Here is a 25,041-nt window from a genome sequence, read left to right as displayed (position 1 = left end):
TGATTTAACTTGTATCACCGGTCCGGAAGCTCTCCGGCAGGTCGCTCTCCTCGGGCTGCGCTCGCTGCCCCGAGGCGAGGAGCGCCTCGGCCAGGAGCATCGCGTCGACCGGCCAGAGCTCGGGCGGGCGCCGGTGCTTCGCCCCTGCCTCGGGGAGCGGGCGGCAGGTGAGCACGAGGCGGCGGAAGCGATCCGGGATGGCGTCCCGGCCGTGCGCCGCCCCGAGCAGCGCGCCGGCGATCGCGGCGTTCGTGTCGGTGTCGCCGCCGGCCATCACCGTCGCGATGAGCCCCTGCTCGAGCGAGGGCGCGTGGAGGAGCTGGTAGAAGGCGTTCTGCAGGGCGATGAGGACCCAGCCGGCCTGGTGCGAGAAGCTCCGGGGTGGCGCGCGGCGCGCGGCCTCCAGCGCGGCGAGGACCACGCGCTCGCCGCTCCGCTCCGCCTCGGCGCGGCCGGTCGCGAAGGCGCCCTCGGCGCCGGCGCCCCCCACGGCGGCGGCGATGGCCGCGACGAACGCGGCAGAGGCGGCGCAGCAGACCGGGTGGGGGTGCGTGAGCGCGCTGTCGTCGCGCGCCCAGGCCGCGGCCTCCTGCGGGCGGCCCGCGCCGAGGATGCCGAGCGGCGCGGCGCGCATCACCGAGCCGTTCGCCTCGCTGGTCAGGCTCGCGGCCGCCCTCGCGCGGTCGCGGCGCGCGCCGGGCGAGGGCGCGCCCGCGGCGGCGGAGAGGGCGGCCGCGGTGGTGTTGCCGATGTCGAACGGGCGGGAGCCGTACCAGTGCACGTAGGCGTCGAGCGCGGCCTCGGCGACGAAGCCGCGCTTGCGCACGATCGACCGCGCCAGCATGAGCGCCATCTCGGAGTCGTCGGTCGGCTGCCCGGCGAGGGTGTTCCACGTCCCGCCGTCGGCGAGATCCTGGACCCCGCCCGGGTAGAGCGCCTCGATCTGCTCCGCGGTCCGGAACTCGACGAGCGCGCCGAGCGCGTCGCCCGCGAGCTGGCCGAGCAGGCAGCCCTGGGCCCGGGAGAGCGCGCCGGCGCCCTCGATGAGCAGGCTGCGGGACGGGCGCAGGAGACCGTACGTCCCCTGCGGCGCCGGGATGCGGCCGTGGATGACGGCGTTCCACGGGCGCCGCGCGAGCTCCCGGACGACCGCGGGGGCGCCGCCGAACAGGCGGCAGATGTCGCCCTCGCCCTGCGCCGTGTACGCGATGGGCGCGCCGTCGTCGTCGACGAGCTCGCCGCCCGCGGCGCGCACGAGCGCGTGGCCGGCCGCGTAGTCCCAGCTGCGAGGCCGGCTGAGCGAGACCGCGGCGACCCCCTCGCCGACGGCCGCCAGCGCGAGCCGGTAGGCGAGGCTCGGGAGCGAGAGGAACCGCGCGGGGGCGACGCACCGGGCGTTGCGGGCCGGGAGGTAGTCCGCCGACTGCGAGAGCAGCACGACGGCGTAGCGATCGAGCGCGGCGCCGGCGAGCGACGACGAGACGGGGGCGCCGTTGCGCCGGATCGGCCCGGTGCCCTCCGCCCAGGCGATGAGGTCGCCGCGGTCGTCGGGGTAGGCGTACGCGAAGACGACGCCGAGCACCGGCGTGCCCTCGCGCAGGAGGCCGATGGAGACCGAGGCGCCGCGGTAGCCGTGCAGGAACGACGCGGTGCCGTCGTTCGGATCCACGATCCAGCGGTGCGACGGGTCCGCGCCGTCCAGGGCGCCGGTCTCCTCGCCGAGGAACGTGTAGGGGGTGGCGCGGGTGAGCGCGTCGCGCAGCAGGAGCTCGACCTCCACGTCGGCGTCGGCGTGCGTCCCGGCGCCGCGGGGGCCGCCGGGGCGGTGGAACTCCGCGCGGAGGAGCGAGCCCGCGCGGCGCGCCGCCTCGACGGCTAGCGCGAGCTCAGCGTCGTAGCCCATGCCGGTCCCGTGGCTCCACGCGAGGCAGCCTAGGCCAGCTCGGAGCGCCGGCACCGGCCGGCGTCGAGCGCGTCTCCCGGAGGCGGAGCGCCGTAGCTGCGCAGGTCGGCGACGGCCGCGTCGACCTGCGCGACGATGCTGCGGGCGTGGTCGAGGAACGCCGCGCCGGCCGGCAGGAGGCGCATGCCGCGCGCGGTGCGCTCGAACAGCTGCGCGCCGAGCTCGTCCTCCAGGCCGCGGATCTGCCGGCTGAGGGGCGGCTGCGCGATGTGGAGCCGGCGCGCGGCGCGGCCGACGTGGCCTTCCTCGGCGACGGCGATGAAGTAGCGGATCTGCGACAGGCTCACGCGGCCGATTCTACTCGAACGCCGCCCGGGCGAGGAGCCGCGCGCGGGCGCCCGAGATCAAAACGGTATTGGATGGGCGCGCGCTGCGCGCGCATACGCCTCGCATGAACGTGGACATCCTCCGGCCTCACGCGTGCGAGGCGATGCGGCGCGCCGGGCGCGCGGCCGCGGCGACGCTGGCCGCCGTCGGGGCGCGGCTCCAGCCCTTCGTGACGACCGCGGACATCGACCGGTGGGTGCGCGAGGACACAGCGCAGCGAGGCGGCCGCCCGAGTCAGCTCGGATACAAGGGCTTCCCTGCCGCAGTGTGCACGAGCCGGAACCACGTCGTCTGTCACGGGATCCCGCGGCGCGACGAGGTGCTCCTGCCGGGCGACATCGTCAACGTCGACGTGACCACGGAGCTCGACGGCTACCACGGCGACACCTCGGCGACGTTCTTCCTCGGGGAGCCGAGCGCCGAGGCGCGGCACGTGGTGGACGTCGCCCGGCGGTGCCGGGACGCGGGGATCGCGGTCGTGCGCGACGGGGCGCGGCTCGGCGACATCGGCGCGGCGATCGAGGAGCTCGCGCGGGCGGAGGGGTGCAGCGTGGTCCGCGAGGTCGGCGGGCACGGCATCGGGCGGAAGATGCACCTGCCGCCGCACGTCGCGCACACCGGCGTGCGCGGGGCGGGCATGCGGCTCCGCGCCGGGATGGCCATCACGATCGAGCCGATGGTCAACCTGGGATCGCACCACATCCGCACGCTCGACGACGGGTGGACCATCGTCACGGAGGACGGCAGCCTCTCGGCGCAGTTCGAGCACACCGTGCTCGTCACGCGGGACGGCTGCGAGATCCTGACGCGCTGAGGCGGCCGCGCGGCGCGCGGCACCGGCGCGCCGCGCGCTGGCTCGCGCCGGCGGCTGCGGCGTCACACCCCCTTGGTCACCCAGGCCCACACGAACTCGCACTCCATCGGCGTCGCGCCGCTGTCGTCCGTCACGGTGACGGCGACGACCACGTCCCCTTTCGGCTGGTCCAGGAAGGACCGCCGCTGCTCGGGGGACAGGGTCGCGACCGCGCGCAGCCCGCCCTGGGTGCGGCGCTTGTAGTCGACCTTCATGCTGCGAAGGAGCGGCAGCTTGTCGTCGGGCAGGTTGACGGCGACGACGAAGCCGGTCGCCGTCTCGGCCAGGAGCCCCGCCGCCGCCGCGTGCACGCCGCCGATGTGGTTCCGCACCTTGCGCCCGTTGGCGAGCCGCAGCGCCACCCGGTCCGAGCCCACCTCCTCGAACTGGATGCCGGCGGTCCCCGTGAACGGCACCATGCGCTGGAGCAGCACCGTCTGCGCGCGAGAACGCAGGAAGGACGGGAGCACCTGGAGCGGAGCGAGCGAGCGGGCGATGAAGTTCGGCTTGGTGGACATGGGGGCCTCTGAGGGCGCCGAGCTTAGCGCATGCCGGGCCGGCGCCTCGCTCGCGGCGCGGGCGGCGCGCGGATCCCGGGGCAGCGCCGCCGCCGTCGTGCCCGCGCCGGCGGCGCGGACATCGCGGCGGGCGGCGCTCTCCTCGGCCTCCGAGGGCGAGCAGGGGGCGCGAACTCGGCGGCTCACGGCGCCGCGCCTTGTGTAAGGTGGCGCCATGTCATCGCATCGAACGATGCTGCTCGGGGTCGCGGTCGGCGCAGCCGGCGGACTGACGGCGAACGCAGTCGCGGCGGGCTCCCCGGCGCTCACCTGGATCGTCGATCATATCACCTATCCGGTGGGCCAGATCTTCCTGCGCCTGCTGTTCATGCTCGTGCTCCCGATCCTGTTCTCGGCGCTCGTCATGGGCATCTGCGAGCTCGATCTGAAGCACGTCGGCCGGCTCGGCCTGCGGACGCTGGGCTACACGGCCGTCGTCTCGACCATCGCGGTGCTGATCGGCCTGGTCCTGGTGAACCTGATCCGCCCGGGCGACGGCCTGCCCGAGGCGGTCCGGGGCCTCGCGCACAGCGGGGTCAAGGCGGCGACCGCCCCGGTCGACACCTCGCCGGTGGGGATGATCATCGCGATGGTGCCCGACAACGTCGTCAAGGCGGCGGCCGCGGGCGACGTGCTCGCCGTGATCACGTTCTCGCTGCTCTTCGGCCTCGCCCTGTCGCTCACCCCGACCGAGGGGGCGACGCGGCTCCGGGAGTGCATCCAGGGGCTGTTCGACGTCTCGATGCGGCTCATCGAGGGGGTGCTCCGGTTCGCGGCGATCGGCGTGGGCGCGCTGCTCTTCACGATCACGTCCCGCATGGGCATCGGCATCATGCAGCAGCTGGCGGCGTACGTGCTCACGGTGCTGCTCGGCCTCGGGCTGCACATGTTCGTCGTGTACTCGCTCTCGGTGCGCTTCCTCGGCGGGATGTCGCCGGTCGCCTTCTTCCGCGGGAGCCGGACGGCGATCGTGACGGCGTTCTCGACGGCCTCGTCGAACGCGACGCTGCCGACCTCGCTGAAGGTGGCCGAGGAGGAGCTGAAGCTGCCGTCGTCCGTGGCGCGCTTCGTGCTGACCGCCGGCGCCGCGATGAACCAGAACGGGACGGCGCTCTTCGAGGGGGTGACCGTGCTGTTCCTTGCGCAGGTCTACGGCGTCTCGCTGACCTTGGGGCAGCAGGCGATCGTGATGCTCATCTCGGTGCTCGGGGGGATTGGCACCGCGGGCATCCCTGCCGGCTCGCTCCCCGTCATCGCGATGATCCTGGGTCTGCTCGGCATCCCGCCCGAGGGGCTCGGCCTGGTCCTCGGGGTGGACCGTTTCCTCGACATGTGCCGGACCGTGATCAACGTCGTGGGCGACCTGGCAGCGGCGGTGTACGTGTCGCGGGATCAGCACCCCAAGCCGCAGGAAGAGGCGCGTGCGTGAGCGTGGTCCCCGTCACGGGATCGCGCAGCAGGATCGGCACCTCCTCGTCCTCGCCGCTCCTCAAGCGCGCGCGGGCCTCCTGGATCGCCTCGTCCACGGCGGCCTCGGCGGCCTCCAGCGCGGCCTCCCCTGCCCCCTCGGGCGTGCCGCCGAACTGGGCCGCCCGCCTGTCCTCCTCGGCCCGCCGGGCCCGCTCGCGGTTGGCCTCCGTGTCGAGCGCGTCGCTCGTCCCGCCGACGGGCACCGCCCCCACGCGGTAGTCGCCCACCTGCAGGCCCGCCAGGCCCGTCTTCTTCAGGTCGCTCATCGCGTCCTCCCTCCCGCCATGCATGAGCTTGCCGCAAACTCGCTCGAGCCACCACCCCGTCACGTCCGCCGTTCGGGAAACAAAAACGCGCGCGGCCGAGGCGCTGCCCTGGCCGACGCGCCGATTCGCGAGGAACGCTCACGCGATCATCAGGAGAACGACCCGTGTTCCGACCGGTAACGACCGCTGGCCGTCGTCGTGGCGTACGCCGAACGGTAGTCGGTCACGAGCCAGACCAGGCCGATGGCCACGCCCGACACGAGATAGAAGTTCCTCGCCGCGGACGCGGCATCGAAGCTGAACAGCCAGGGCGCCGCGACGAGGAACACGGCGACCGCGGCCTCGAGCGCTCCGTGGACCGGGAACGGGATGATCTTGGCGGCGCCCAGCGGAAATGCGGTGAGCAGCGTCATGCCGACGTGCACGGCACCCAGGATGTAGCAGAGCGTCTCGGGGAGCCCGCCGAAGCCGAACAGCGAAGGAGCCAGCAGGAACAGGGCCGCAACAGCGTAATCGATGTACCCATGAACTCGAGGCGACAGGATCTTCATGACCGACTCCTTGCAAACCACACGTTGTTGTGAGTGCCTTCGTCGGTCTGTGGAGTTGCAAGGCGCATGCCGCAGAGCGGCCCGGCGCAGAGGGTCGCCAGCGAGCTCAACGGCCATTCCATCATTCCATCGCGCAGAGATCACGGAGACGGATTGTCGGCCGACCTGTCTTTGTGCGCTGAGGCGGCGCTGGGCACAACGCGCTCCGGGGCACCCGGACGCCGCCGCCGCCACATGGCCCGTCACCATGAGATCTCTTCGTGTGGCACATTGCCCCGACATGCGCCCACCCGCCACATGACACGGTGTCTCTGGGCGCTTCGTGTCGTCGGCGGAGAAGGCGTGTTGTCCCGACTGTCCAGCGTGCTCGCCCGGCGTCCCGAGCCTCGATCCCCGGGAACGCCGGCGTAAGGGACGCTCTTAAGGAGCTTGCCGGCCGTCACTTCGCCGGCGCGAGCAGGAGCTCGGGATCGACGCGCGTCCCGAAGAGGTTCATGCGCCAGTCGAGGTGCGCTCCATTCGTGCGGCCGGTCATGCCGACGGTCGCGACGACCTGACCCTGCTTGACCTCGTCGTTCACCTTCGCGGCGAAGCCGTGAAGATGGATGAACGTGGAGGTCAGTCCGTGGCCGTGATCGATGATCAGGGTGTGACCGCTCAGCGGAAGGTTCTTCTCGACGAACACGACCTTGCCGCAGGCGGGCGCGCGCACCGGCGTTCCGACGGGAGCCGCGATGTCCACGCCCCAGTGGATCCCGCCGTCGGTGCCGTTGAGCAAGCGCGGCTGGCCGTACCGCGAGGTGATCGACCCCTTCGACGGCCAGATGAAGCCGCTCTTGTAGCAGTTCTTCTTCGTGTACTTGTTCCGGACGGCGTCGAGCTTCTTCTCGGTCTGCGTGAGCTTCACGCGGGTCGCCATGTCGAGCTTGACCGTGTTCTCCGGCAGGTTGTCGACCTTGTCGACCTCGAACGTGCGCTGCTCCACGTCGAAGATCTTCTCGAGCACCTGCCCGTCGTCGAACGTGATGGTCAGCTTCTCCTGCGCCGGCGCGTTGCGCGAGAAGGCGATCAGAAACTCCCCCTCGTCGCTGACGGTCACGCGATGGCCGGGGAACGCCATCCGGCGCAGCTTGCCGTTCAGCTTGGCGCGGAGGAGCCCTCCCTGGACGGCGCGCCCCTCGACCGCGAGCCGGGTTTCGTCGGCCGCGGCTGGCCCGGCGTCGGCCACGTCCGCGCTCGCCGCCGCTCCCGTGCCGCCATCGACCGCGGCGGGCGCGGCCCCGGCCGTCGCGTCCGTCGGGGCCGGCGCGCTGGCCGAGGCGACCGGGGCGGCGGCGGCATCCGGCGCCGGGTCGGCGGAAGCCTGGGCCCCCGCGGCGGGCGAGCTCGATGAAGCGCCGCGATCACAGGCGGCGATGGTGAGCAAGCTTACGACGAGGACAGGGACGCGCATGGCCGCGATCGTGCCAGATTTTGCGTACCTCGACGAAAAATGTGGATGTTGGCCATGCCGGCATGCGCCGGTGCGAACGGCCGGAGGGCCGCCGCCTGGGCGCCCTCGCCCGCGTCGGCGAGCGTGAGGAGCGCGGCCAGCGGCGGCCTCGCGAGGCCGCTCAGGGCGAGCGTGCCGCGGCGGATCGGATGTGGGCGGCGGGGATCAGTTGTCCACGCGAGGGGTGGTATCGTGGCGCGGCTGCGGTCGCGCCTGGGGGCGCGCCTGCGGCTGCCCCTGCGCCTGGGGACGGGCATGCCCCTGCGGCTGCGGCCGGCCCTGCCCCTGCGGTCGCGCCTGCGGCCGGCCCTGCCCTTGAGGCCGGCCCTGCCCCTGGGGCCGGCCCTGTCCCTGGGGCCGGCCCTGTCCCTGCGGCCGCCCCTGCCCCAGGGGCTGCGACGCGGGCCTGGGATCGGGCTGGAAGCCGGGGAGTCCGGGGATCGAAAGGAGCGGGAGGCGCTTCTGGATGAGGCGCTCGATGTCGGCGAGGAACGGGCGCTCCTCGCTGTCGCAGAACGAGAGCGCCACCCCCGACGCCCCGGCGCGCGCCGTGCGGCCGATGCGGTGCACGTAGCTCTCCGGGATGTTCGGGAGGTCGTAGTTGATCACGTGCGAGATGTCGTCGATGTCGATGCCCCGCGCCGCGATGTCGGTCGCGACGAGCACGCTCGTCGTCCCCTGCTTGAAGCTCGCGAGCGCCCGCTCGCGGGCCCCCTGCGACTTGTTCCCGTGGATGGCGACGGCCTCGATGCGCGCGCGGCTGAGCTGCTGGACCACGCGGTTGGCGCCGTGCTTGGTGCGGGTGAACACGATCGCGCGGCGGAGCTCGGGATCCTTGAGCACGTGCTCCAGCATCGCCCGCTTGTCGGACCGCTCGACGAAGACCACCCGCTGGTCGATGTTCTCGGCCGTCGTGGCGATCCGCGCGACCTCGACCCGCACCGGGCGGGTCAGGATGCTGTCGGCGAGCTTCTGGATGTCCGGCGGCATCGTGGCCGAGAACAGCAGCGTCTGCCGGCGCGCGGGCAGCATCGCGAGCACGCGCCGGATGTCGTGGATGAACCCCATGTCGAGCATCCGATCGGCCTCGTCGAGCACGAGCATCTCGAGCCGCCCGAACGGGGCGACGCCCTGCGAGCAGAGGTCGAGCAGCCGCCCCGGCGTCGCCACGACGACGTCGACGCCGCGGCGCAGCGCCTCCATCTGGGGGCGCTGCCCCACCCCGCCGAAGATGACCGCGGTCCGCAGGCCGAGGTGCTTGCCGTACGTGGTGAAGCTCTCGGCGATCTGCGCGGCGAGCTCCCGCGTCGGGGTGAGCACGAGCACGCGGAGCCCGCGCTGGGTCGGCGTGCCGCCCTGCGCGAGGCGCTGCAAGATCGGCAGGGCGAACGCGGCGGTCTTGCCCGTCCCGGTCTGCGCGCACCCGAGGACGTCGTTGCCCTCGAGGATGGGCGGGATGGCCTGCTGCTGGATGGGGGTCGGGGTGCTGTACCCCTCGGCCTCGACGGCGCGGAGCAGCGGTTCGATGAGCTTGAGATCGAGAAATTGCATGGACATCGGGCTCGTGGAGAGCCCCTCCTGAGCAAGGGCTGAGAGCGCCGCGGCACCGCGCCCTCCTTTGCAGAGGGTTCGATCACGGAGAGCTGCCGCCTTGCGCCTCCATGAAAGGAGGCTGCGAGGCCCACATGACAGCGACCGAGCACCGCGACCCGTGCCAGGTCAGTCCGAGGCCGCGACTCTAGTACGGTGTGGTGAGGAAGTCGAGGGCGACCACGAACCCGGCGGCGGGTCGTTGCGCCCGCGACCAGCGCGACCGACGCGACGACCGGACCCCGCGCGCGGATCGGCGTCGCGCCGTGCGCGGAGCGGGTTCCGTGCGCTCGGCGCATCGTGCTACACCGTCGCCCGAGCCGGGGACGGCAGCTCGCGTGCGCCCGCGTCGCCTCGCATCTTTCCTCCCTTTCGCAGCACCGCACCACGCCGGCAGCACTCCATGGCCGAAACCGCCGAAGCCTCGAAACCGCCGGCCCAGGCCGGGCACTCCGCCCCGCAGCACCCCGGCGTTCCGCAGCGCCGCTCGCGGCTGCGGCGCTGGGTCCTCGGCTCGGTCGCCGTCTCGGCGCTCGCCGGCGTCGGGATGTGGATCGCGGTGCACCGCATCCCGTGGATGGGCCCACTCGTCGCGAACGGCCTGCGCTCCGTGATCGGGGCCGAGAACGTGACCGCGCTCGAGGAGACGGCCTACAGCGCCGAGGATCGCGTCCACCGGCTCCTTCGCAGCAACGAGCCGCCGAAGACGTACTGGGAGGTGCCCGAGCAGGCGCCAGCCGCCCCCGCCGCCTCGGCGGACGCCGCGGTCGCCGAGGCGATCGCCCCGACGGTCGTGGCGGCGGTGTTCCGGCCGAAGGACGTCGGCCCGTCGCACACGGCCTGGCCGGCTCCCGGCGATGGGCGGTGGGTGCCCATCGAGGATCGCGCGCGCCCGGGCGACCCGCCGCGCCTCTACAAGACGCTGATCCACCCGGATCCACACCGCTCCTGGGCGGAGCTGTTCGTCGTGGCGGTCGATCTCGCGGGGGTCGACGTCCACCTCATGGCCGGCTCGCGGGAGCCGGCGGCGACGACCGAGGAGGGCAAGACCTACGAGCGGCTCGCGAAGATCCCGGAGGCGCATCACGAGCGGCTGCTCGCGGCGTTCAACGGCGGCTTCATGACCGAGCACGGCCAGTGGGGGATGCGGGTCGACGACGTGACCCTGGTGCGCCCCCGGGACAAGGGCTGCACCCTCGCGCTCCACCGCGACGGGCGGATGCAGATCGCGCCGTGGCCCCGGATGGCCGCCGACGAGGGCGGCATGCGGTGGTGGCGCCAGACGCCGAGCTGCATGGTCGACCAGGGCGAGCTCCACCCGCTGCTCCGCGCGCCCGATGTCCGCAACTGGGGCGCCACGCTGGACGGCAACACGGTGATCCGCCGCTCCGCGGTGGGGCTCGACCGCGACGGCAAGGTGCTCTTCGTCGCCATCAGCAACCACACGACGGCGGCCGCCATCGGGCTCGGGCTGCGCCATGCCGGCGCCTCGGCCGTGGCGCAGCTCGACGTGAACTGGTCGTACCCGAAGTTCCTGAGCTACGAGCCCGGCGAGGGCGGGGCCCTCGCGCCGGTCGCGCTGGCGAGCGGCTTCGAGTTCTCGGAAGACGAGTACATCCGCAAGCGCTCCCTGCGCGACTTCTTCTACCTGACCCGCAAGGCCCCGGCGCCCCCCGCCGCGACGCCGTGACCCCTCGCAGCGCGCGGCGGTCCCCTCCGGACCGGGCCTCGCGCTGACGAACACGGCCGGCCGGAGCTCGCGGGGCACAGCCCCGCAGCGGCCAACCTGCCTGTGCCGAGCGCCTTTCAGGCGAGCTCCTCGAGGCTCATTGCGTCGAGCGCTCGATTTTTGCCACACGACAAAGCCTCTTTACGAAGCGCGACCCTTTACGTTCAACATGCCTCATTTTCCGGACGAACTTCGACAAAAGCAGCGGTATCGCCGATTGACAGCGCGAGGGAGTTCGATAGGTAACGACGCCTCAGGCGGACCCCATGCGTTTCTATGCAGACCTTCATGTGCACTCGAAGTATTCCCGCGCGACGAGCAGCGATTGCGATCTTGCGCACCTGAGCTACTGGGCTCAGCGCAAGGGCATCACGGTGATCGGCACGGGGGATTTCACGCATCCGGTGTGGATGGCCGAGCTCCGCGAGCGCCTCGTGCCCGCCGAGCCCGGGCTGTTTCGCCTGCGGGACGACCTCGAGCGCGCGGTCTCGGAGCGGCTCCCCGGCGCGTGCCGCGGGCCGACCCGCTTCGTCCTCTCGGTGGAGATCTCGACGATCTACAAGAAGGGAGATCGGACGCGCAAAATCCATCATCTCCTCTATGCGCCCGACTTCGAGGCGGCGGACCGGATCGTCCGCGCGCTCTCCAGGATCGGCAACCTGACGGCCGATGGGCGGCCGATCCTGGGGCTCGATTCGCGCCACCTGCTCGAGATCGTGCTGGAGTCGAGCGAGGGCTCGTACCTCGTGCCGGCGCACATCTGGACTCCCTGGTTCTCGGTGCTGGGCTCCAAGGCCGGCTTCGACGCGGTCGAGGAGTGCTATGGAGATCTCGCGCCGCACATCTTCGCGCTCGAGACCGGGCTCTCGTCCGATCCGGCGATGAACTGGCGCATCTCCGGGCTCGATCGCTACCGGCTCGTCTCCAGCTCGGACGCGCACTCGCCCGCGAAGCTCGGCCGCGAGGCCACGGCGTTCGACGCGCCGCTCGATTACTTCGCGATCCGGCGCGCCCTGGAGACCGGCCAGGGCTTCGGCGGCACGGTGGAGTTCTTCCCGGAGGAGGGCAAATACCACCTCGACGGCCACCGGAAGTGCAATGTCGTGCTCTCGCCCGCGGAGACGCGCGCGCTCTCCCTCGCGTGCCCCGTGTGCGGGCACCCGGTCACGGTGGGCGTGCTGCACCGGGTCGAGGAGCTCGCCGACCGCGAGGAGGGGGTGCGACCCGAGGGCGCGAGCGCGTTCCGCAACCTCGTGCCGCTGCCCGAGGTGCTGGCCGAGCTCCACGGCCTGGGCGCCTCCAGCAAGGCGGTGCAGCGGAGCTACGACCGGGTGCTGTCGCGGCTCGGCCCCGAGCTGTTCCTCCTCGGCGACGCCCCGCTCGACGAGATCGAGCGCGCCGGGACGCCGCTCCTCTCCGAGGCGATCGGGCGGATGCGCGAGGGGCGCGTGATCCGCGACGCGGGCTACGACGGCGAGTACGGCGCGATCCGGGTCTTCCAGCCCGAGGAGCTCACGCAGCGCCGCGGGGGCGGGCTCCTCTTCCAGCCCGAGCCCGCGGCGCCGGAGCCGCCTCCGGCAGGGGCGCGCGCGTCCGAGGCGCCGCGGCCGGGCCCGCGCCGCGGCCGGGCCCACGCCGAGCCGCGCCGGGGGCCTGTCAGCGAGGCCTCCCTCGGCGCGCCGCCCGAGGCACCTGCGCCGGGCGGCGCGGCGCTGCTCGACGCGCTCGACCCGGAGCAGCGGGCAGCGGCGGAGCTCACCGAGGGCGCGGTGCTCCTCCTCGCGGGGCCTGGCACGGGCAAGACCCGCACGCTCACGCACCGGATCGCGCATCTCGTCCTGGATCTCGGGGTGCCGCCGGAGCAGTGCCTCGCGATCACGTTCACCCGCCGGGCTGCCGACGAGATGCGGGAGCGGCTCGGCGCGCTGCTCGGCGCGTCCGGCGGCCGCGTGCGCGCCATGACCTTCCACGCGCTCGGGCTCTCGCTGCTCCGCGAGGACGCGCAGCGCGCCGGCGGTGCGCCGCCCAGGATCGCCGGCGAGCGCGAGCGGACGGCGCTGCTCGCCGCGGCGCTCGGCGGCCCGGAGCGGCGGGCGGCCCGGCTGCTCGCCGACATCGCCGCGCTGAAGCGGCGCGCGCCGCGCCACGCCGACGCGCACCGGCCCCAGGGCGCGCCGGCCACCGGCGGCGGGATCGACCGCCACGTCGACCGCGCGTGGAAGGTGTACGAGGACGAGCTCGCCGCGCGCGGGCTCCTCGACCTCGACGACCTGATCGGCCACGCGGTCGTCCTCCTGGAGGAGCAGGGCGACGCGCTCGCCCCGGCGCGCGCGCGGGCCCGGTATCTCTCCATCGACGAGTACCAGGACATCGACGAGCGCCAGTACCGACTCGTGCGCGCGCTTGTCCCTCCCGGGGGGAACGTCTGCGCCATCGGGGATCCGGATCAGGCGATCTACGGCTTCCGCGGCGCGGACGTGGGCTTCTTTTTCCGCTTTCAGCAGGATTTTCCAGCAGCGCACATTGTGCGTCTGAGGCGGAATTACCGCTCGTCGCGTCCCATCGTCGAGGCGGCGCTCCAGGTGATCGCGCCCTCGCCGACGCTCGGCGCGCGGGAGCTCCTGCCGAGCGCGCCGGGCGCTGGGAGCGTGGAGCTCGTGGCGGTTCACGAGTCGCCCACGGAGGCGGCCGAGGCCGAGCGCGTTGTCCACACCATCGAGCAATTGCTCGGTGGGTCCACGTTCTTCTCGATGGATAGCGGGCGCCTGGCCTCGTCTGCGCCGGGCGGCGAGTATTCCTTCTCGGATTTCGCGGTGCTCTACCGGACCGAGGCGCAGTCCGAGGCGCTCCGCGAGGCGTTCGCCCGCTCCGGCATGCCGTTCCAGCGGCGGTCCGAGCGCCGCGTCGCCGAGCGCGCGGGCTCCGAGGCGCTCGCGCGGGCGCTCGCCGGCGCTCCGCCGCCGGGGCCGCTCACGGCGCGCCTCAGGGTGGCCGCGGCGCGGCTCCGGGAGGAGGTCGCGCAGCCGGGCCCGGGCGGCGGCGCTCCGCCCGAGGGGGCGGCCGCGGAGGGAGCGGCGGGCGCGGCGCCCCTCGGCGAGGCCGACGTCGATGCGGCGCTGGAGCTGCTCTTGCCGCTCGCGGAGCGCTGCGGAGACGACCTCGATCGCTTCTTGATCGAGCTCGCTGTGTGCGCCGAGATCGATACGTGGGATCCGCGGGCCGATCGCATCTCGCTCCTCACGCTGCACGCGGCCAAGGGGCTCGAGTTCCGGGTGGTCTTCCTGGTGGGGTGCGAGGACGGCCTGCTCCCGCTGCGGTTCCCTGGCAGAGAGGAGACGGACGTCGCCGAGGAGCGCCGGCTCTTCTATGTCGGCATGACGCGGGCGCGAGAGCGGCTGTTCCTCACCCGCGCCATGCAGCGCGCGCGGCACGGCAAGGTGATGGAGACCGAGGTCTCGCCGTTCGTTCGCGAGGTCGAGGAGCGGCTGCTCCTGCGCGTCGGTCCGTCGCCGGAGGCGCAGAGAAAGCCGCGCGCGGGCGCCGACCGCCAGATGAAGCTGTTCTAGCCTGGCGCCGCGCCTACTTGGTCCCGCCGCCGAGCCGCTTCAGGCTCGCGCACACCGCCTTGTCCTGGGTCCGCGTGCACTGGTCCGCGTAGAAGGACCGCGCGCGCTCCTTGTCCTTGCGCTCCAGGAGCGGGCCGAACGCATCGCACGCCCTCTTTTCTCCCCACTGCGTGCACGCCTTCTCGTAAAGCGAGAACGCCCGCGCCGGGTCGGCCGTCACCCCGTCGCCGCGCTGCCAGATCTCCGCGGCCCGCAGGCAGCCGCCCGAGCCGCACGCCCTCTCGTAGAGCGCCGCGGCGCGCGCCATGTCCTTCGGGATGCCGGTCCCCTTCTCGTACATCCCGGCGAGGCTCATGCACGCTTCGGCGCCGAAGCCCTTCTCCGGACAGCCCTTCTCGAAGAACGAATACGCCTTCGCGACGTCCCTCGGAACGCCGTCGCCCTCTCCGTGGACCGAGCCCGCGGCGTTGCACGCGCGCATGTCCCCGAGGCCGCAGCCGCGCTGGTACGCCGCGATCGCCTTCACCCCGTCCTTCGGCGCGCCCTGCCCCTTGCGGAGGATGTCGCCGAGGTCGACGCAGTCCTCGGTCTCGCCCCCCTCGCACGCGCGCTGGAGCACGCCCACCGCCACCGCCACGTCCTTCGTCGCGAGCTTGCCCTCGACGAGCATCTTGCCCAGCGCGCTGCAGCTCGGCCCGTACCCGAGATCGCAGCCGCGCCGGAGGAGCGCGACCGCGCGCGTCGGGTCCTTCGGCAGCACCGCCAGCGGGCCCTCGCTGAGGTACCACTCGGCCACGCTGAAGCACGCCCAGCCGTCGCCCAGATCGCACGCCTTGTCGGCGAACTCGTGCACCTTCGCCCGCCCCGCGCCGTCCCGGGGGGACACCTTGCCGCTCTGGATGTCGCGCAGCTGCTGCTTCGCCCGCGCGTAGCAGGCCTGCGCGACGCCGGCGCCGCAGGATTTCTCGAACAGGTCCGCCGCCCTCGCGTCGTCGCGCGGGAGGTCCTTGCCGTTCAGGTAGTGAATCCCGAGGTGATAGCAGCTGCCGACATCGCCCTTCCCGCACTGCGCCGCGCACGCGCGCGAGTCCGCGGGCTCGCAGAGGTGCGCGGGCGCGAGCGCCGGCGAGGAGCACTTCGCCCCGCTCAGCACCGTCCCGGTCAGGCATGGGCTCGACAGCTTCGGGAGCTCCTCCTCCGTCGCCTTCGCCGCCGGCTCGACCGTCGCTGCCTTCTTCGCGGCCAGCGGGACGAGCTCCAGGCGCAGCGGCGCATGGCAGCGCTCCGTGGGCGCCTGCGCGCTGGGCTTCGCGCCCCGGCACGCCTCGACCTCCCCTTCCCGGCTCGCGGTGCCGCCCTGGCTCGACGCCGCCGCAGGCCCGACCGCCGCGAAGACCTGATCGACCGTCCGCGCCGCGCCCCGGCTGCCCGGCGCCATCGCGAAGGCCCCGAGGAGCGCGGTGCGCACGAAGTGCGTCGCGCCCTCGCAGCTGCCCGAGAGGTCCTGCGCCGTGGCCGCGGTCACCGTGGTCGCCATCTTCCCCGAGGGCACGAGCGCCACGTCGATCGCCGCCGTGCCGCTGCCCTCGATCGCGGTGCTCAACGCCGGGGCGCCGAACGGGACATTCGCCTGCATTTCCGCAGGATTTGTTAATTGTATTACTTTTTCATTCCGGGTCACGCCGGCGTAGGAGTAGGTCCCTTGGAGCTTGCAGTGTGCGAGGAGGTTCAGCGTCGTGCAGTCGTAGGCGACGACGGCGACGCCTTCTTTCATCGCGAGTCCGAGATCCGAGCGGCGGGTCGTGAGCCAGTCGACGATGAGCGGCTCGGTGTGGCCGATGGCCGGACACCCGCCGCTGCTCGCGCTGTCGCTGCTCGCCGGCGAGATGGTGGGCCGGGGAGGGTGCACCACCACCTCGGGTTCCAGGCCCGGTCCACAGGCCGTCGCTGCGAGCGAGAGCCCAACCACGCACAAATCGAAGGCGCGCTTCATCGAGCCGACAGAACCATGAGCCGTGGGGTCCGGTCAATACGGCGAGCGCGGCCGCGCTCGCGACCACCGGTCACGCCTGCCGCGCCGGGCTATGCTCGCCGCGCGTCGCCCTCGCCCGGAGCCTCCATGAACACGTCCAGGTCCCAGGAAAGACTACAAGAGAGCCTGAGCCTGGTAACTACCCTGCTCGAAAAGCAACGCGTCATCGAGGCCCTGACCCACAAGCAGGAGAGCAAGAACAAGGAGCTCATCGAGTCGCTGGTCCACCGTCAAAATCTCGCGCTGCTGCAGAGGAAGCTCAGGGATCTGCACCCGGCGGACCTCGCCCACATCATCGAGGTGCTCCCCCAGGCGGATCGGCTTGTGGTCTGGGCTGAGCTCGATCCGTACCACGCAGCACAGGTGCTGCTCGAGTCTTCGCGCTCGGTCCGCGACTCGCTCGTCGCGGAGACGGAGCGCGGTCGCCTCGTCGCGCTGCTCGGCCAGCTCGACCCCGACGATCTCGCCTACGTCAGCGACTCGATCGAGCCGGAGATCGTGGCGGAGGTGTACCAGTCGCTGGACGCACGCGAGCAGTCGCTGTTCCGGTCGACGATCGCGTACCCGGACGACTCGGCGGGTCACCTGATGAGCCCGGAGTTCGTCTGGGTGCGCGACAGCTGGGATATCGCGGGCGCGCTGGAGGACGTGCGCCGGCGGGCCGAGCTGCCGTCGCACACGGAGACGCTGTTCGTTGTCGACGTGCGCAACGTGCTCCGCGGCACGCTCTCGCTCAAGGACCTGCTGCTCCGCCCGCCGCTGCGGCGCGCGGGGCTTGCGGGCGAGGAGGACTATTTCGCCCCCGCGTGGACGAGCGCGAAGAACCGCTGGCTCTGGCTCCTGGTCAACCTGATCACGGCGTTCGTGGCCTCGCGGGTCATCGGCATCTTCGAGAGCACCATTCGGGATCTCGTGGCGCTGGCCGCGCTGATGCCGATCGTGGCGAGCATCGGCGGCAACACCGGCAATCAGACGGTGGCGCTCATGATCCGGGGCCTCGCGCTCGACCGGATCACGCGGGCGAACGTGCGCCATCTCCTGCAGAAAGAGCTCTTCGTGGGCCTGATGAACGGCGCGGTCTGGGGCACGGTCGTGGGGCTCACCGCCATCGCCCTTTACGGCAGCGTCCCGCTCGGGCTGGTGATGGCCGCGGCCATCCTGCTCAACCTCGTGGTGGCGGCCATGGTCGGCTGCGCGGTGCCGCTCGTGCTCCAGCGCCTGGGCCGCGATCCGGCCCAGGGGTCGAGCGTCCTGCTCACGTTCACCACGGACAGCATGGGCTTCTTCATCTTCCTCGGGCTGGCCCGGGCGTTCCTCGTCTGAGCCTGCCCTCGCGCCGCCCGAGCGCGCTACGATCGCGCCATGGACACCGCCCCGGGCCCGCAGCGGCCGCTCGTCGCCATCCGGTACTGCCCGAAGTGCCGCTGGCTGACGCGCGCCGCCTGGCTTGCACAGGAGCTGCTCATCACGTTCCCCGACGAGATCGACGTGCTCCTGTCGCCCGGCGCGAGCGGCCTCTTCGACGTCACGCTCGACGGCGACCTGCTCTTCTCGCGCGCCGCCGCCGAGCGTTTCCCCGAGCCCAAGGAGCTCAAGCAGGCGATCCGCGACCGCATCGCCCCGGACCGCCCTCTCGGCCACTCCGACCGATAAGGAGGCGCTGCTCCGGCGAGCTCAGCCCGGCCGCGCAAATGCCGACACTGAAACAAATCGCCCTCATTGTACAGTCGCCAGCGGCTACTCATTTGTCTACCTGGACGATTGCCAAGGGTGCGTGTGCTCGCGGCGACAGCGGCGGCTCCTCCGGCGACGCTCCTGCGTACCTCCTCGTGCGCGGCAGCCTCTGATTGCAGAATCGTGCGAAGAAGATTGCAGAGATGCCCGGCGCCGAGTTGACACAACCAAGGCACTGATGTAATCCGTGTAACCGCCGGGGGGGGCAGTTCGGGTTCCCGGCGCGAAACTTGTGTATCCGAACATGTGTCTCGCGCCGCTCGCGCGCGGGCACCGGATACATAGCAGTAGGCGTGCAACAGCGATCCGTCACGGAGGGGGCCGCTGCAGCAATCCCGGCGTCGAGACCGGCATCGGGGTCGACCCGGGAGGCTGTAGCCCTCGGCCACAGCGGATCAGTGCGTCGGGTCCGGGGAGGCGACGGCCTCACCCGAGGCTGGACACGAGAGCGAGACGAGCGAGTTACGAAATGACGTCTGCGGGCCGGCCATGCCGCATGCTCAGCCCGCTTGCGCGAGCCCTCCAGCGCCTTGCCATGGCGCGGGGATCGACCCCACGAGCGGCCACTGTGAGCCCATGATGCCAGCGCGTCCGATTCTCGACGACTGAGCTGGGCCCCGAAGTCCTGGTACACGCGGGAGAATGCAAATGCGATACCATGAATTAGAAGTCGCGCCGCCCGGCCACGCCGACGGCATCTCTACGCATTTGGCGAAAAAGCGCGCCACGCACGGCGCTGACGCGAGCCTGACGGAACAGGAGCTGTCAGCGATTGTTGAGAGAGCGGCCATCTCGTTCGGTGAGTTCTTGACGGCGCTGGGGGTCGACTGGAAGAGCGACCCGAACTCCGCGGACACCCCGAAGAGAGTCGCCAACGCGTACGTCTTCGACCTCTGGAAGGGTCGCTACCAGCCCATGGCGAAGATCACTACCTTCCCGGCGGACAGCTACAACGGGCACATCTTCGAAGGCGGGATCGCCCTCGATTCCATGTGCTCCCATCATCATCAGGCGATCGTCGGGCACGTCCATGTCGCCTATGTTCCGGGAAAGCACGGCCGTGTTCTCGGTTTATCAAAGCTTAACCGGATCGTGGAGCACTTCGGAAGGCGGGCGCTCATCCAGGAGCGGCTCACGGTGTCCATCCACAACGGCATCGACAAGGTGTGCGAGGAGAACGAGGGGGTCGCTGTCCTGGTCGACGCCGTGCACAACTGCGTTCGATGCAGGGGGGTAAGGCATCACGACAGCCGCATGAAGACCCACATGTTCTCGGGCCTGTTCGACGACCCCGCTGGACCAGCGAGGGCCGAGTTCTACGAGCTCATTCGAGGGATCAAGTGACCGTACAGTATATCACCCGCAAGGGCTCCTTCGACTCCGCCCACCGGGTCATGGACGAGGGATTCAAGTGCTTCAACATCCATGGGCACACGTACCTGTATGAGCTCACGTTCGCGTTCAAACAGATGCAGCACATCGGGTACGCCATCGATTTCAAGGAGATCAAGCGGGTAGGATCGGCCTGGATCGACGATTTTCTCGATCATGCATCGATCCTCAACCCTCGAGATGCAGACCTCATCACGGCGGTCCATGCCACGCGGAGCAAGTTCTGGCTCATGAGCCTGAACGGCGACGGCGCTTACTGCAACCCGACCGTGGAGAACATCGCGAAGGAGATATTTCTAGCGATGGAACTGCTCTTTCAGGAATGGGACCACCTGAAGATTCACCACATCCGGCTGTACGAGACTCCAAACTGTTATACGGACTGTGGTGCCGACGCGATACACTCGGATGAGAGAGGTATGTTTCTCGCGCAGAGGCGCGACGAGCTGACATTCTTCGCCAAATCGATAGGCAAGATCGAGTACGACATCAGGAAGTCCAGAGCTTCGTCCAAGCAGGGATAGTCCCGTGATGAGCGTCGGAGATACCAGGGTGACCGTTGCCAGCCGGCTCTCGGACGTCGAGCGGCGACTCCTTCGAAAATCGCTGCTGATACGAGAGACGGAGGAGGCGCTGCTGCGCCTGTATGCAGAGGGAGAGCTGCATGGGACCGTCCACACCTGCATAGGACAGGAGCTGTCCGGTGCGATTGTGTGCGAGTTTCTCCAGCCGGACGACTCGATCTTCTCGAACCACCGCTGCCATGGCCATTTCTTGTCGCGCGTCGGGGATGTGACGGGGCTCATCGCGGAGATCCTGGGGAAGGAGCTGGGGGTGTGTGGCGGCAGAGGGGGCAGCCAGCACCTGTGCAAGGACGGCTTCTTCTCGAACGGGATTCAAGGCGGGATCGTCCCGGTAGCGGCCGGTCTAGCCTTCGCGAGGAAGCTGCTCGACAGCGGCAGTATCTCCGTCGTGTTCATCGGCGACGGAACGCTCGGAGAGGGCGTGCTCTACGAGGTCTTGAACATCGCATCCAAGTGGAGCCTGCCGCTGCTGATCGTGCTCGAGAACAACTACTACGCGCAGTCCACGCATCACTCCGAGACGTTGGCGGGCGACATCTGCGAACGAGCGCGCGCCTTCGGGGTACGCTCTGTCAAGGCCGACACCTGGAACTGGCGTGGCTTGTTCGCGGCGGCAGAAGACCTGGTGGGATACACGAGACGCCAGTCGAGGCCGTCGCTGCTGCAGATCGACACCTACCGGCTGAAGGCGCATTCGAAGGGCGATGACAACAGGGACATCCGCGAGATCGAGCACTTCAGGAGCATCGACCCGATCAACGTCGCTCTGCGCGAGCGCGAGGCGGAGCTCGCGCCGGATCTGGCGGAGGTCCGCGGGACGGTCGAACAGGCGGTAGAGGCCGCACGGTTATCGCCCTATCCGTCGCCAGCCAGCGTCGCGCCCGCGCCACGGGCGCCGTCCTTCTCGCCGGTGCCCGCGAGCCAAGCGGCGCCGCTCCGAATGTCACGCGCGATCAACGAGGCGTTCCTGGAGCTCATGGGGCGGGACCCGAGGATCTTGTTCATTGGAGAAGACGTCAAGTCACCCTATGGCGGGGCGTTCAAGATCTCCGACGGCCTGTCGGATCGATTTCCGGGTCGCGTGTTCAACACCCCGATCTCCGAGAGCGCGGTCGTCGGCATCGGCTGCGGGCTCGCGATGGCTGGATACCGACCCTTCGTCGAGATCATGTTCGGCGACTTCCTCACGCTGGCGTTCGACCAGATCCTGAACCACGCCGCCAAGTTCAGGTACATGTACAACGAGCAAGTGAGGGTGCCCATGGTCATCCGGACGCCGATGGGAGCGGGCAGAGGGTATGGTCCGACGCACAGCCAGACGCTGGAGAAGCATTTCATGGGCATCCCCGGGCTCACGGTGCTGGCGATAAACAACCTGATCGATCCGAAGCTCGTCTATCGGGCGCTCGTCGAGCACCAGGAGGATCCGGTTCTGTTGGTCGAGAACAAGGTCCTCTATACGAGACACGTTCGGAGCGACGCGCCGGCCGGCTTCGAGCGAAGGATGTCCGACGAGCCCTTCCCCACGGTCGTTGTGGCGCCGAGGTCGACCCACGTCGACGTGACGATCTTCGGCTATGGCGGGCTGGGCGACGTGCTGGTGGACGTCGCGGACAAGCTCTTCGAGGATCACGACGTGGTGGCGCAAATCATATGTCCTGTGCAAGTGTTCCCGTTCAGCGTGCTCCCCTATGCCGAGCTGGTGTCGGGGAGCAAGCTGGTGGTCGCCGTCGAGGAAGGGCAAGGGTTCGCGGGCTTCGGCGCGGAGGTCGTGACGCAGCTCGCGGAGCTCAAGGGACCATCGCTGCCGAAGGTCGCGCGCATCAGCCCGCCTAGCGCGACGATTCCGGCGAGCAAGCCGCTCGAAGGGCGGATGTTCTCTGGAACAGACAGCATCGTCGAGCGAATCCTGGAGCTGTTGAGGAGCAGCACGGGCCCCGCTAGGAGCATTTCGCGCACCTCGTCGCCGGCAGAGGAGACCTCCTGCCGCTGACGCGCCGCCCCGGCGCCGATGAGGGCGCCCCCAGAAGGATCGAGCCCCACTCATGAAGAGCATCATTCGTCTGACGAAGTTGAGCTCCAACGACGAGACCATCCTGATCACGGAGTGGCTGGCCAAGAATGGCGACCACGTGGCCGCTGAGCAGGTCATCGCGCGGGTGGAGACGTCCAAGGCGATCGTGGATGTCCACAGCGAGGCCTCGGGATACCTGCGGACGCGGTGCAGAGCCGGGGACGAGCTACCGGTCGGCGCCCCGATCGCCGAGATCTACGCCGAGCGCCGCGAGCTCGACGCTGCCGTGGCGTCGGAAGCATCGCCCGAGGGCGGGGCCGAGGGCGAGGGACGAGCCGTCGGAGCGGTGGCGCGGCTCTCGCGGCCAGCGCGGAGGTTCCTGGAGCAGAACAACATCGATCCCGCTCGGCTCAGCCTGCCCGGGCTGGTGACCGTCGCCGACCTCAAAAAGGTGCTCGCCGACGGCGGCAGCCGCGCAGAGACGCCGACGGATGATGCATCCTTCACCGGGCCGACGGCGAACGAGCGGGCTCTCTTCGGGGCCATGACGTCAGAGGTGACCAGCGCAGCCAAGCGGCGCGAGATCGATGTGCTCTCGGAGGCACAGCGAGGAGCCCTGTGCAGCGCGCTGACGGTCCAGTTCATGTCGTCTCCCCTGAGGGAGAGGCTCAAAGGCGATCCCAGCAGCAACGGTCAGGTGCTCCCCTATTGCCTGTGGGTCCTGGCGCGGCTGCTCGACGAGCACCCGAAGCTGACGGCCTACTATAACGCGGGGCGGATCTATTATTACAACGAGGTGAATATCGCGCTGGCCGTGGATCTCGGGAGGGGCCTACGGGTCCCCGTCGTCCGGCATGCAAACAAGCTGAGCCTGAGCGAGATCGAGGCTGCGGTCGCGGACTGCGTGAGCCGGTACGACGAAGACCGGCTCACGCCCGAGGACGTGAGAGGCGCGACCATGACGGTAACCGATCTCTCCGGCCATGACATCTCGCACTTCCAGCCGATGCTGAACCGCCGGCAGTCCGCTGTGCTGGGGATCGGCGGGGACCGAGATATGCCCGGGCATCCCATGTCGTTCACCCTGGTCTTTGACCACCGCGTCCTGACCGGCGCGGAGGTCGCCGAGTTTCTCCGCGCGTTCAAGCAAAAGGTCCTGACGGGTGGCCTGCAGCCCTTTGCCGAGGCCTGCCAGGGGCGCGATGACCGGGGAGCGCGAGATTCCGCGGCGTCCGGAGATATGGGCTCGGTCGCCGCGGATGTCGCCAAGGTATGGCGAGCGGTTCTCGGGCTGCCGGCAGTCGGCCCCTCCGACGATTTCTTCGCGCTCGGAGGCGATTCCATGTTGGCCGTTCGAGCGGTATCGCGGGTTGCTGGCCTGCTCTCCATGGAGATCCCCTTGAGATCGCTCTTCGAGAACCCCACGCTCCAGGGGTTCGCTCGTTGCGTCTCGGAGCGCGGCAGAGCCTTCGGGCGAGAGACATCTCCGCGCGTACCGGCGCGATCGGCAGGAACCCCGGTCGTATCGCTCGTGCAGGAGCGCCTCCTCCAGCTGTGCGTCGACGGGGACCCATCCGACTACAATCTGTTCCGCGCGTTTCACCTGAAGGGGAAGACCGATACGGCTGCGCTGGCGGACAGCGTGCGCTCCCTGATGGGGCGCCACGCGGTCCTCCGGTCACGGTTCCGACGTGGGGACGGCGCGCCGAGCGTGGTCGTCGACGAGAGCGCGGCGCTGCCGATCGAGATGATCGACCTGTCCGGCCTGCCCGCCGGAGATCGAACCGCGGGCATAGCGAGGGTGTTGCGACGAGAGTCCCGCTGGTCGTGGGACCTGTTCGGCGACCGGCTGGTCCGGGTGACCCTGGCCGGGATGGGCGAGGACGAGCACGTCCTGACCCTGTGCGTGCATCATTTGCTCGCGGACGGATGGTCCGTTGGCGTCCTGGCCGATGAGCTCTCGATCCTGTACCGCCGAGCCCGCGGGGACCAGACGGCGAGGCTGCCAGAGCTTCCGAGGCAATACTACGACTTCGCGGGCTGGCAACGTCGGCACCTGGAGGGGCGCGTCATGGAACGGCAACTGAGTTACTGGAAGCAGAGGATGGCCGGCGCGCCCCCTGCCCTCACGCTGCCGCTGGACGAGCCGCGAGGGGCGAAGCAGACGGGCGTGTCGGCCTCGGAGATCTTCGACATCCCTCGAGAGACAGGTATCTTCGATCTGAGCAAGCGTGAGGGAGCCACGCTGTTCACCGTGCTCATCTCGGCGTGGGGGGTGGTGCTCTCGCGGTATACGGGCCAAGATGACATCGTCGTTGGCGCTGCCTCGGCGAGCAGAGACAGAGGGAGCCTGGAACATGTCATCGGTTTCTTTGCGAACAATTGGCCGCTGCGGATGTCGACCCGCGGTGAGCTGACGTTCTCATCCTTGCTGAGCTCCGTGCGCGCGAGCACCCTCGAGGCATACGACAACCTGGATGTCCCTTTTGGCTGCGTCGCCGACTCGCTGGCTCCCGATGAAGCCCCCAAGGCGCGCCCGCGCGTCTTCCAGGCGATGTTGATCATGCTGCCCAGCGCAGAGTTGACCTGGCCTGACGTCGAGGTGTCCCCGCTCGCCCTGGAGAGCAGCAGCGGCAAAGAGCCTTTCGACGGCACGGTGCTCGATATGACGCTTTGGGCGTCTGTCTCGAAGCAGGGTGCGCGCATGACTTTGTCTTACAACGTGGACCTGTTCCGAAGAGATGCGATACGAGCAATGGCGCAGTCCTACCTGAAGGTGCTCCGCCGGGTGTCCGCCGAGCCTCGCGTGACGCTTGAGCGTCTGAAAGAAATCTGCGGCTGAGCGGCGCCTTTCCGGCTGCGTTCGATGGATGGGCACGTCGTAGCCTCTCGTGCGCCGGAGGGTGTTCAACCTCGTACCT

Annotated in this window: 19 protein-coding genes; 11 read left to right on the top strand and 8 right to left on the bottom strand. The window is 70.3% G+C overall.

The window, feature by feature from the left end:
* Positions 1 to 4: 4 nt before the first annotated feature.
* Together WMF17_RS18360 and WMF17_RS18355 are read right to left on the bottom strand one after the other, a co-directional pair.
* Positions 5 to 1,903 carry an inositol monophosphatase family protein gene (locus WMF17_RS18360; protein WP_437650606.1) on the bottom strand — a complete coding sequence of 633 codons (1,899 nt, stop codon included), beginning with the start codon at positions 1,901 to 1,903 and terminating at the stop codon, positions 5 to 7.
* Between the two features lie 29 nt (positions 1,904 to 1,932).
* Positions 1,933 to 2,250, bottom strand: coding sequence for a LysR family transcriptional regulator (locus WMF17_RS18355; RefSeq protein ID WP_437603372.1), 318 nt, complete (start codon positions 2,248 to 2,250; stop codon positions 1,933 to 1,935).
* A gap of 104 nt (positions 2,251 to 2,354) precedes the next feature.
* Between WMF17_RS18355 and map the strand changes: the two genes are divergently transcribed.
* On the top strand, positions 2,355 to 3,104 hold the full coding sequence (map, locus tag WMF17_RS18350; RefSeq protein WP_437603371.1) for a type I methionyl aminopeptidase: 750 nt from the start codon (positions 2,355 to 2,357) through the stop codon (positions 3,102 to 3,104).
* A gap of 62 nt (positions 3,105 to 3,166) precedes the next feature.
* Here the strand turns inward: map and WMF17_RS18345 are convergent, their stop codons facing one another.
* Positions 3,167 to 3,661, bottom strand: coding sequence for a DUF4442 domain-containing protein (locus tag WMF17_RS18345; RefSeq protein WP_437603370.1), 495 nt, complete (start codon positions 3,659 to 3,661; stop codon positions 3,167 to 3,169).
* 214 nt (positions 3,662 to 3,875) lie between these two features.
* On the opposite strand from WMF17_RS18345, the gene WMF17_RS18340 reads away from it, so the two are divergent.
* Complete coding sequence (locus WMF17_RS18340) at positions 3,876 to 5,129, top strand: dicarboxylate/amino acid:cation symporter (RefSeq protein ID WP_437603369.1); 1,254 nt, start codon at positions 3,876 to 3,878, stop codon at positions 5,127 to 5,129.
* Here WMF17_RS18340 and WMF17_RS18335 read toward each other — a convergent pair.
* The 4 genes from WMF17_RS18335 to WMF17_RS18320 form a co-directional block, all read right to left on the bottom strand.
* On the bottom strand, positions 5,047 to 5,436 hold the full coding sequence (locus tag WMF17_RS18335) for a hypothetical protein (RefSeq protein ID WP_437603368.1): 390 nt from the start codon (positions 5,434 to 5,436) through the stop codon (positions 5,047 to 5,049). The two genes, WMF17_RS18340 and WMF17_RS18335, sit on opposite strands and share 83 nt — an antisense overlap.
* A gap of 149 nt (positions 5,437 to 5,585) precedes the next feature.
* Positions 5,586 to 5,987, bottom strand: coding sequence for an SPW repeat domain-containing protein (locus WMF17_RS18330; protein ID WP_437650605.1), 402 nt, complete (start codon positions 5,985 to 5,987; stop codon positions 5,586 to 5,588).
* 439 nt (positions 5,988 to 6,426) lie between these two features.
* Entirely contained in the window at positions 6,427 to 7,440 is a 1,014-nt protein-coding gene (locus tag WMF17_RS18325) for a M23 family metallopeptidase (protein WP_437603366.1), read from the bottom strand.
* A 204-nt stretch (positions 7,441 to 7,644) separates the two neighbouring features.
* Positions 7,645 to 9,036, bottom strand: coding sequence for a DEAD/DEAH box helicase (locus tag WMF17_RS18320; RefSeq protein WP_437603365.1), 1,392 nt, complete (start codon positions 9,034 to 9,036; stop codon positions 7,645 to 7,647).
* 436 nt (positions 9,037 to 9,472) lie between these two features.
* On the opposite strand from WMF17_RS18320, the gene WMF17_RS18315 reads away from it, so the two are divergent.
* Both WMF17_RS18315 and WMF17_RS18310 read left to right on the top strand, forming a co-directional pair.
* The gene (locus WMF17_RS18315) at positions 9,473 to 10,759 is read left to right on the top strand and encodes a phosphodiester glycosidase family protein (protein ID WP_437603364.1); all 1,287 of its coding nucleotides are present in this window, start codon (positions 9,473 to 9,475) and stop codon (positions 10,757 to 10,759) included.
* 305 nt (positions 10,760 to 11,064) lie between these two features.
* Positions 11,065 to 14,364: a UvrD-helicase domain-containing protein gene (locus tag WMF17_RS18310; protein WP_437650604.1), complete on the top strand. Its 3,300-nt coding sequence runs from the start codon at positions 11,065 to 11,067 to the stop codon at positions 14,362 to 14,364.
* A gap of 13 nt (positions 14,365 to 14,377) precedes the next feature.
* Here WMF17_RS18310 and WMF17_RS18305 read toward each other — a convergent pair whose 3' ends face one another.
* Positions 14,378 to 16,000, bottom strand: a complete 1,623-nt coding sequence (locus WMF17_RS18305; protein WP_437603362.1) for an SEL1-like repeat protein — start codon at positions 15,998 to 16,000, stop codon at positions 14,378 to 14,380.
* A gap of 166 nt (positions 16,001 to 16,166) precedes the next feature.
* Here WMF17_RS18305 and WMF17_RS18300 point away from each other — a divergent pair, with 166 nt between their 5' ends.
* The 7 genes from WMF17_RS18300 (at position 16,167) to WMF17_RS18270 (ending at position 24,962) form a co-directional block, all read left to right on the top strand.
* The gene (locus tag WMF17_RS18300) at positions 16,167 to 16,376 is read left to right on the top strand and encodes a hypothetical protein (protein WP_437603361.1); all 210 of its coding nucleotides are present in this window, start codon (positions 16,167 to 16,169) and stop codon (positions 16,374 to 16,376) included.
* Positions 16,377 to 16,483: 107 nt separating this feature from the next.
* Complete coding sequence (locus WMF17_RS18295; protein WP_437603360.1) at positions 16,484 to 17,719, top strand: magnesium transporter; 1,236 nt, start codon at positions 16,484 to 16,486, stop codon at positions 17,717 to 17,719.
* Positions 17,720 to 17,758: 39 nt separating this feature from the next.
* Complete coding sequence (locus tag WMF17_RS18290) at positions 17,759 to 18,049, top strand: SelT/SelW/SelH family protein (protein ID WP_437580990.1); 291 nt, start codon at positions 17,759 to 17,761, stop codon at positions 18,047 to 18,049.
* Positions 18,050 to 18,778: 729 nt separating this feature from the next.
* Positions 18,779 to 19,474 carry a GTP cyclohydrolase I gene (gene folE, locus WMF17_RS18285; protein ID WP_437650603.1) on the top strand — a complete coding sequence of 232 codons (696 nt, stop codon included), beginning with the start codon at positions 18,779 to 18,781 and terminating at the stop codon, positions 19,472 to 19,474.
* On the top strand, positions 19,471 to 20,046 hold the full coding sequence (locus WMF17_RS18280; RefSeq protein ID WP_437603358.1) for a 6-carboxytetrahydropterin synthase: 576 nt from the start codon (positions 19,471 to 19,473) through the stop codon (positions 20,044 to 20,046). Before folE ends, WMF17_RS18280 begins: the two co-directional genes overlap by 4 nt.
* Before the next feature lie 7 nt (positions 20,047 to 20,053).
* Positions 20,054 to 22,099 carry a dehydrogenase E1 component subunit alpha/beta gene (locus WMF17_RS18275; RefSeq protein ID WP_437650602.1) on the top strand — a complete coding sequence of 682 codons (2,046 nt, stop codon included), beginning with the start codon at positions 20,054 to 20,056 and terminating at the stop codon, positions 22,097 to 22,099.
* A 52-nt stretch (positions 22,100 to 22,151) separates the two neighbouring features.
* Positions 22,152 to 24,962 (top strand): condensation domain-containing protein, encoded by a 2,811-nt coding sequence (locus WMF17_RS18270; RefSeq protein ID WP_437650601.1) that lies wholly within the window; start codon positions 22,152 to 22,154, stop codon positions 24,960 to 24,962.
* Positions 24,963 to 25,041 lie beyond the last annotated feature (79 nt).

It is taken from the genome of Sorangium sp. So ce362 (genome assembly GCF_051519845.1).
GTDB lineage: Bacteria > Myxococcota_A > Polyangia > Polyangiales > Polyangiaceae > Sorangium.
The sequence above is the reverse complement of the archived record's forward strand: the minus strand, read 5'-3'. Positions and strand labels throughout refer to the sequence as shown.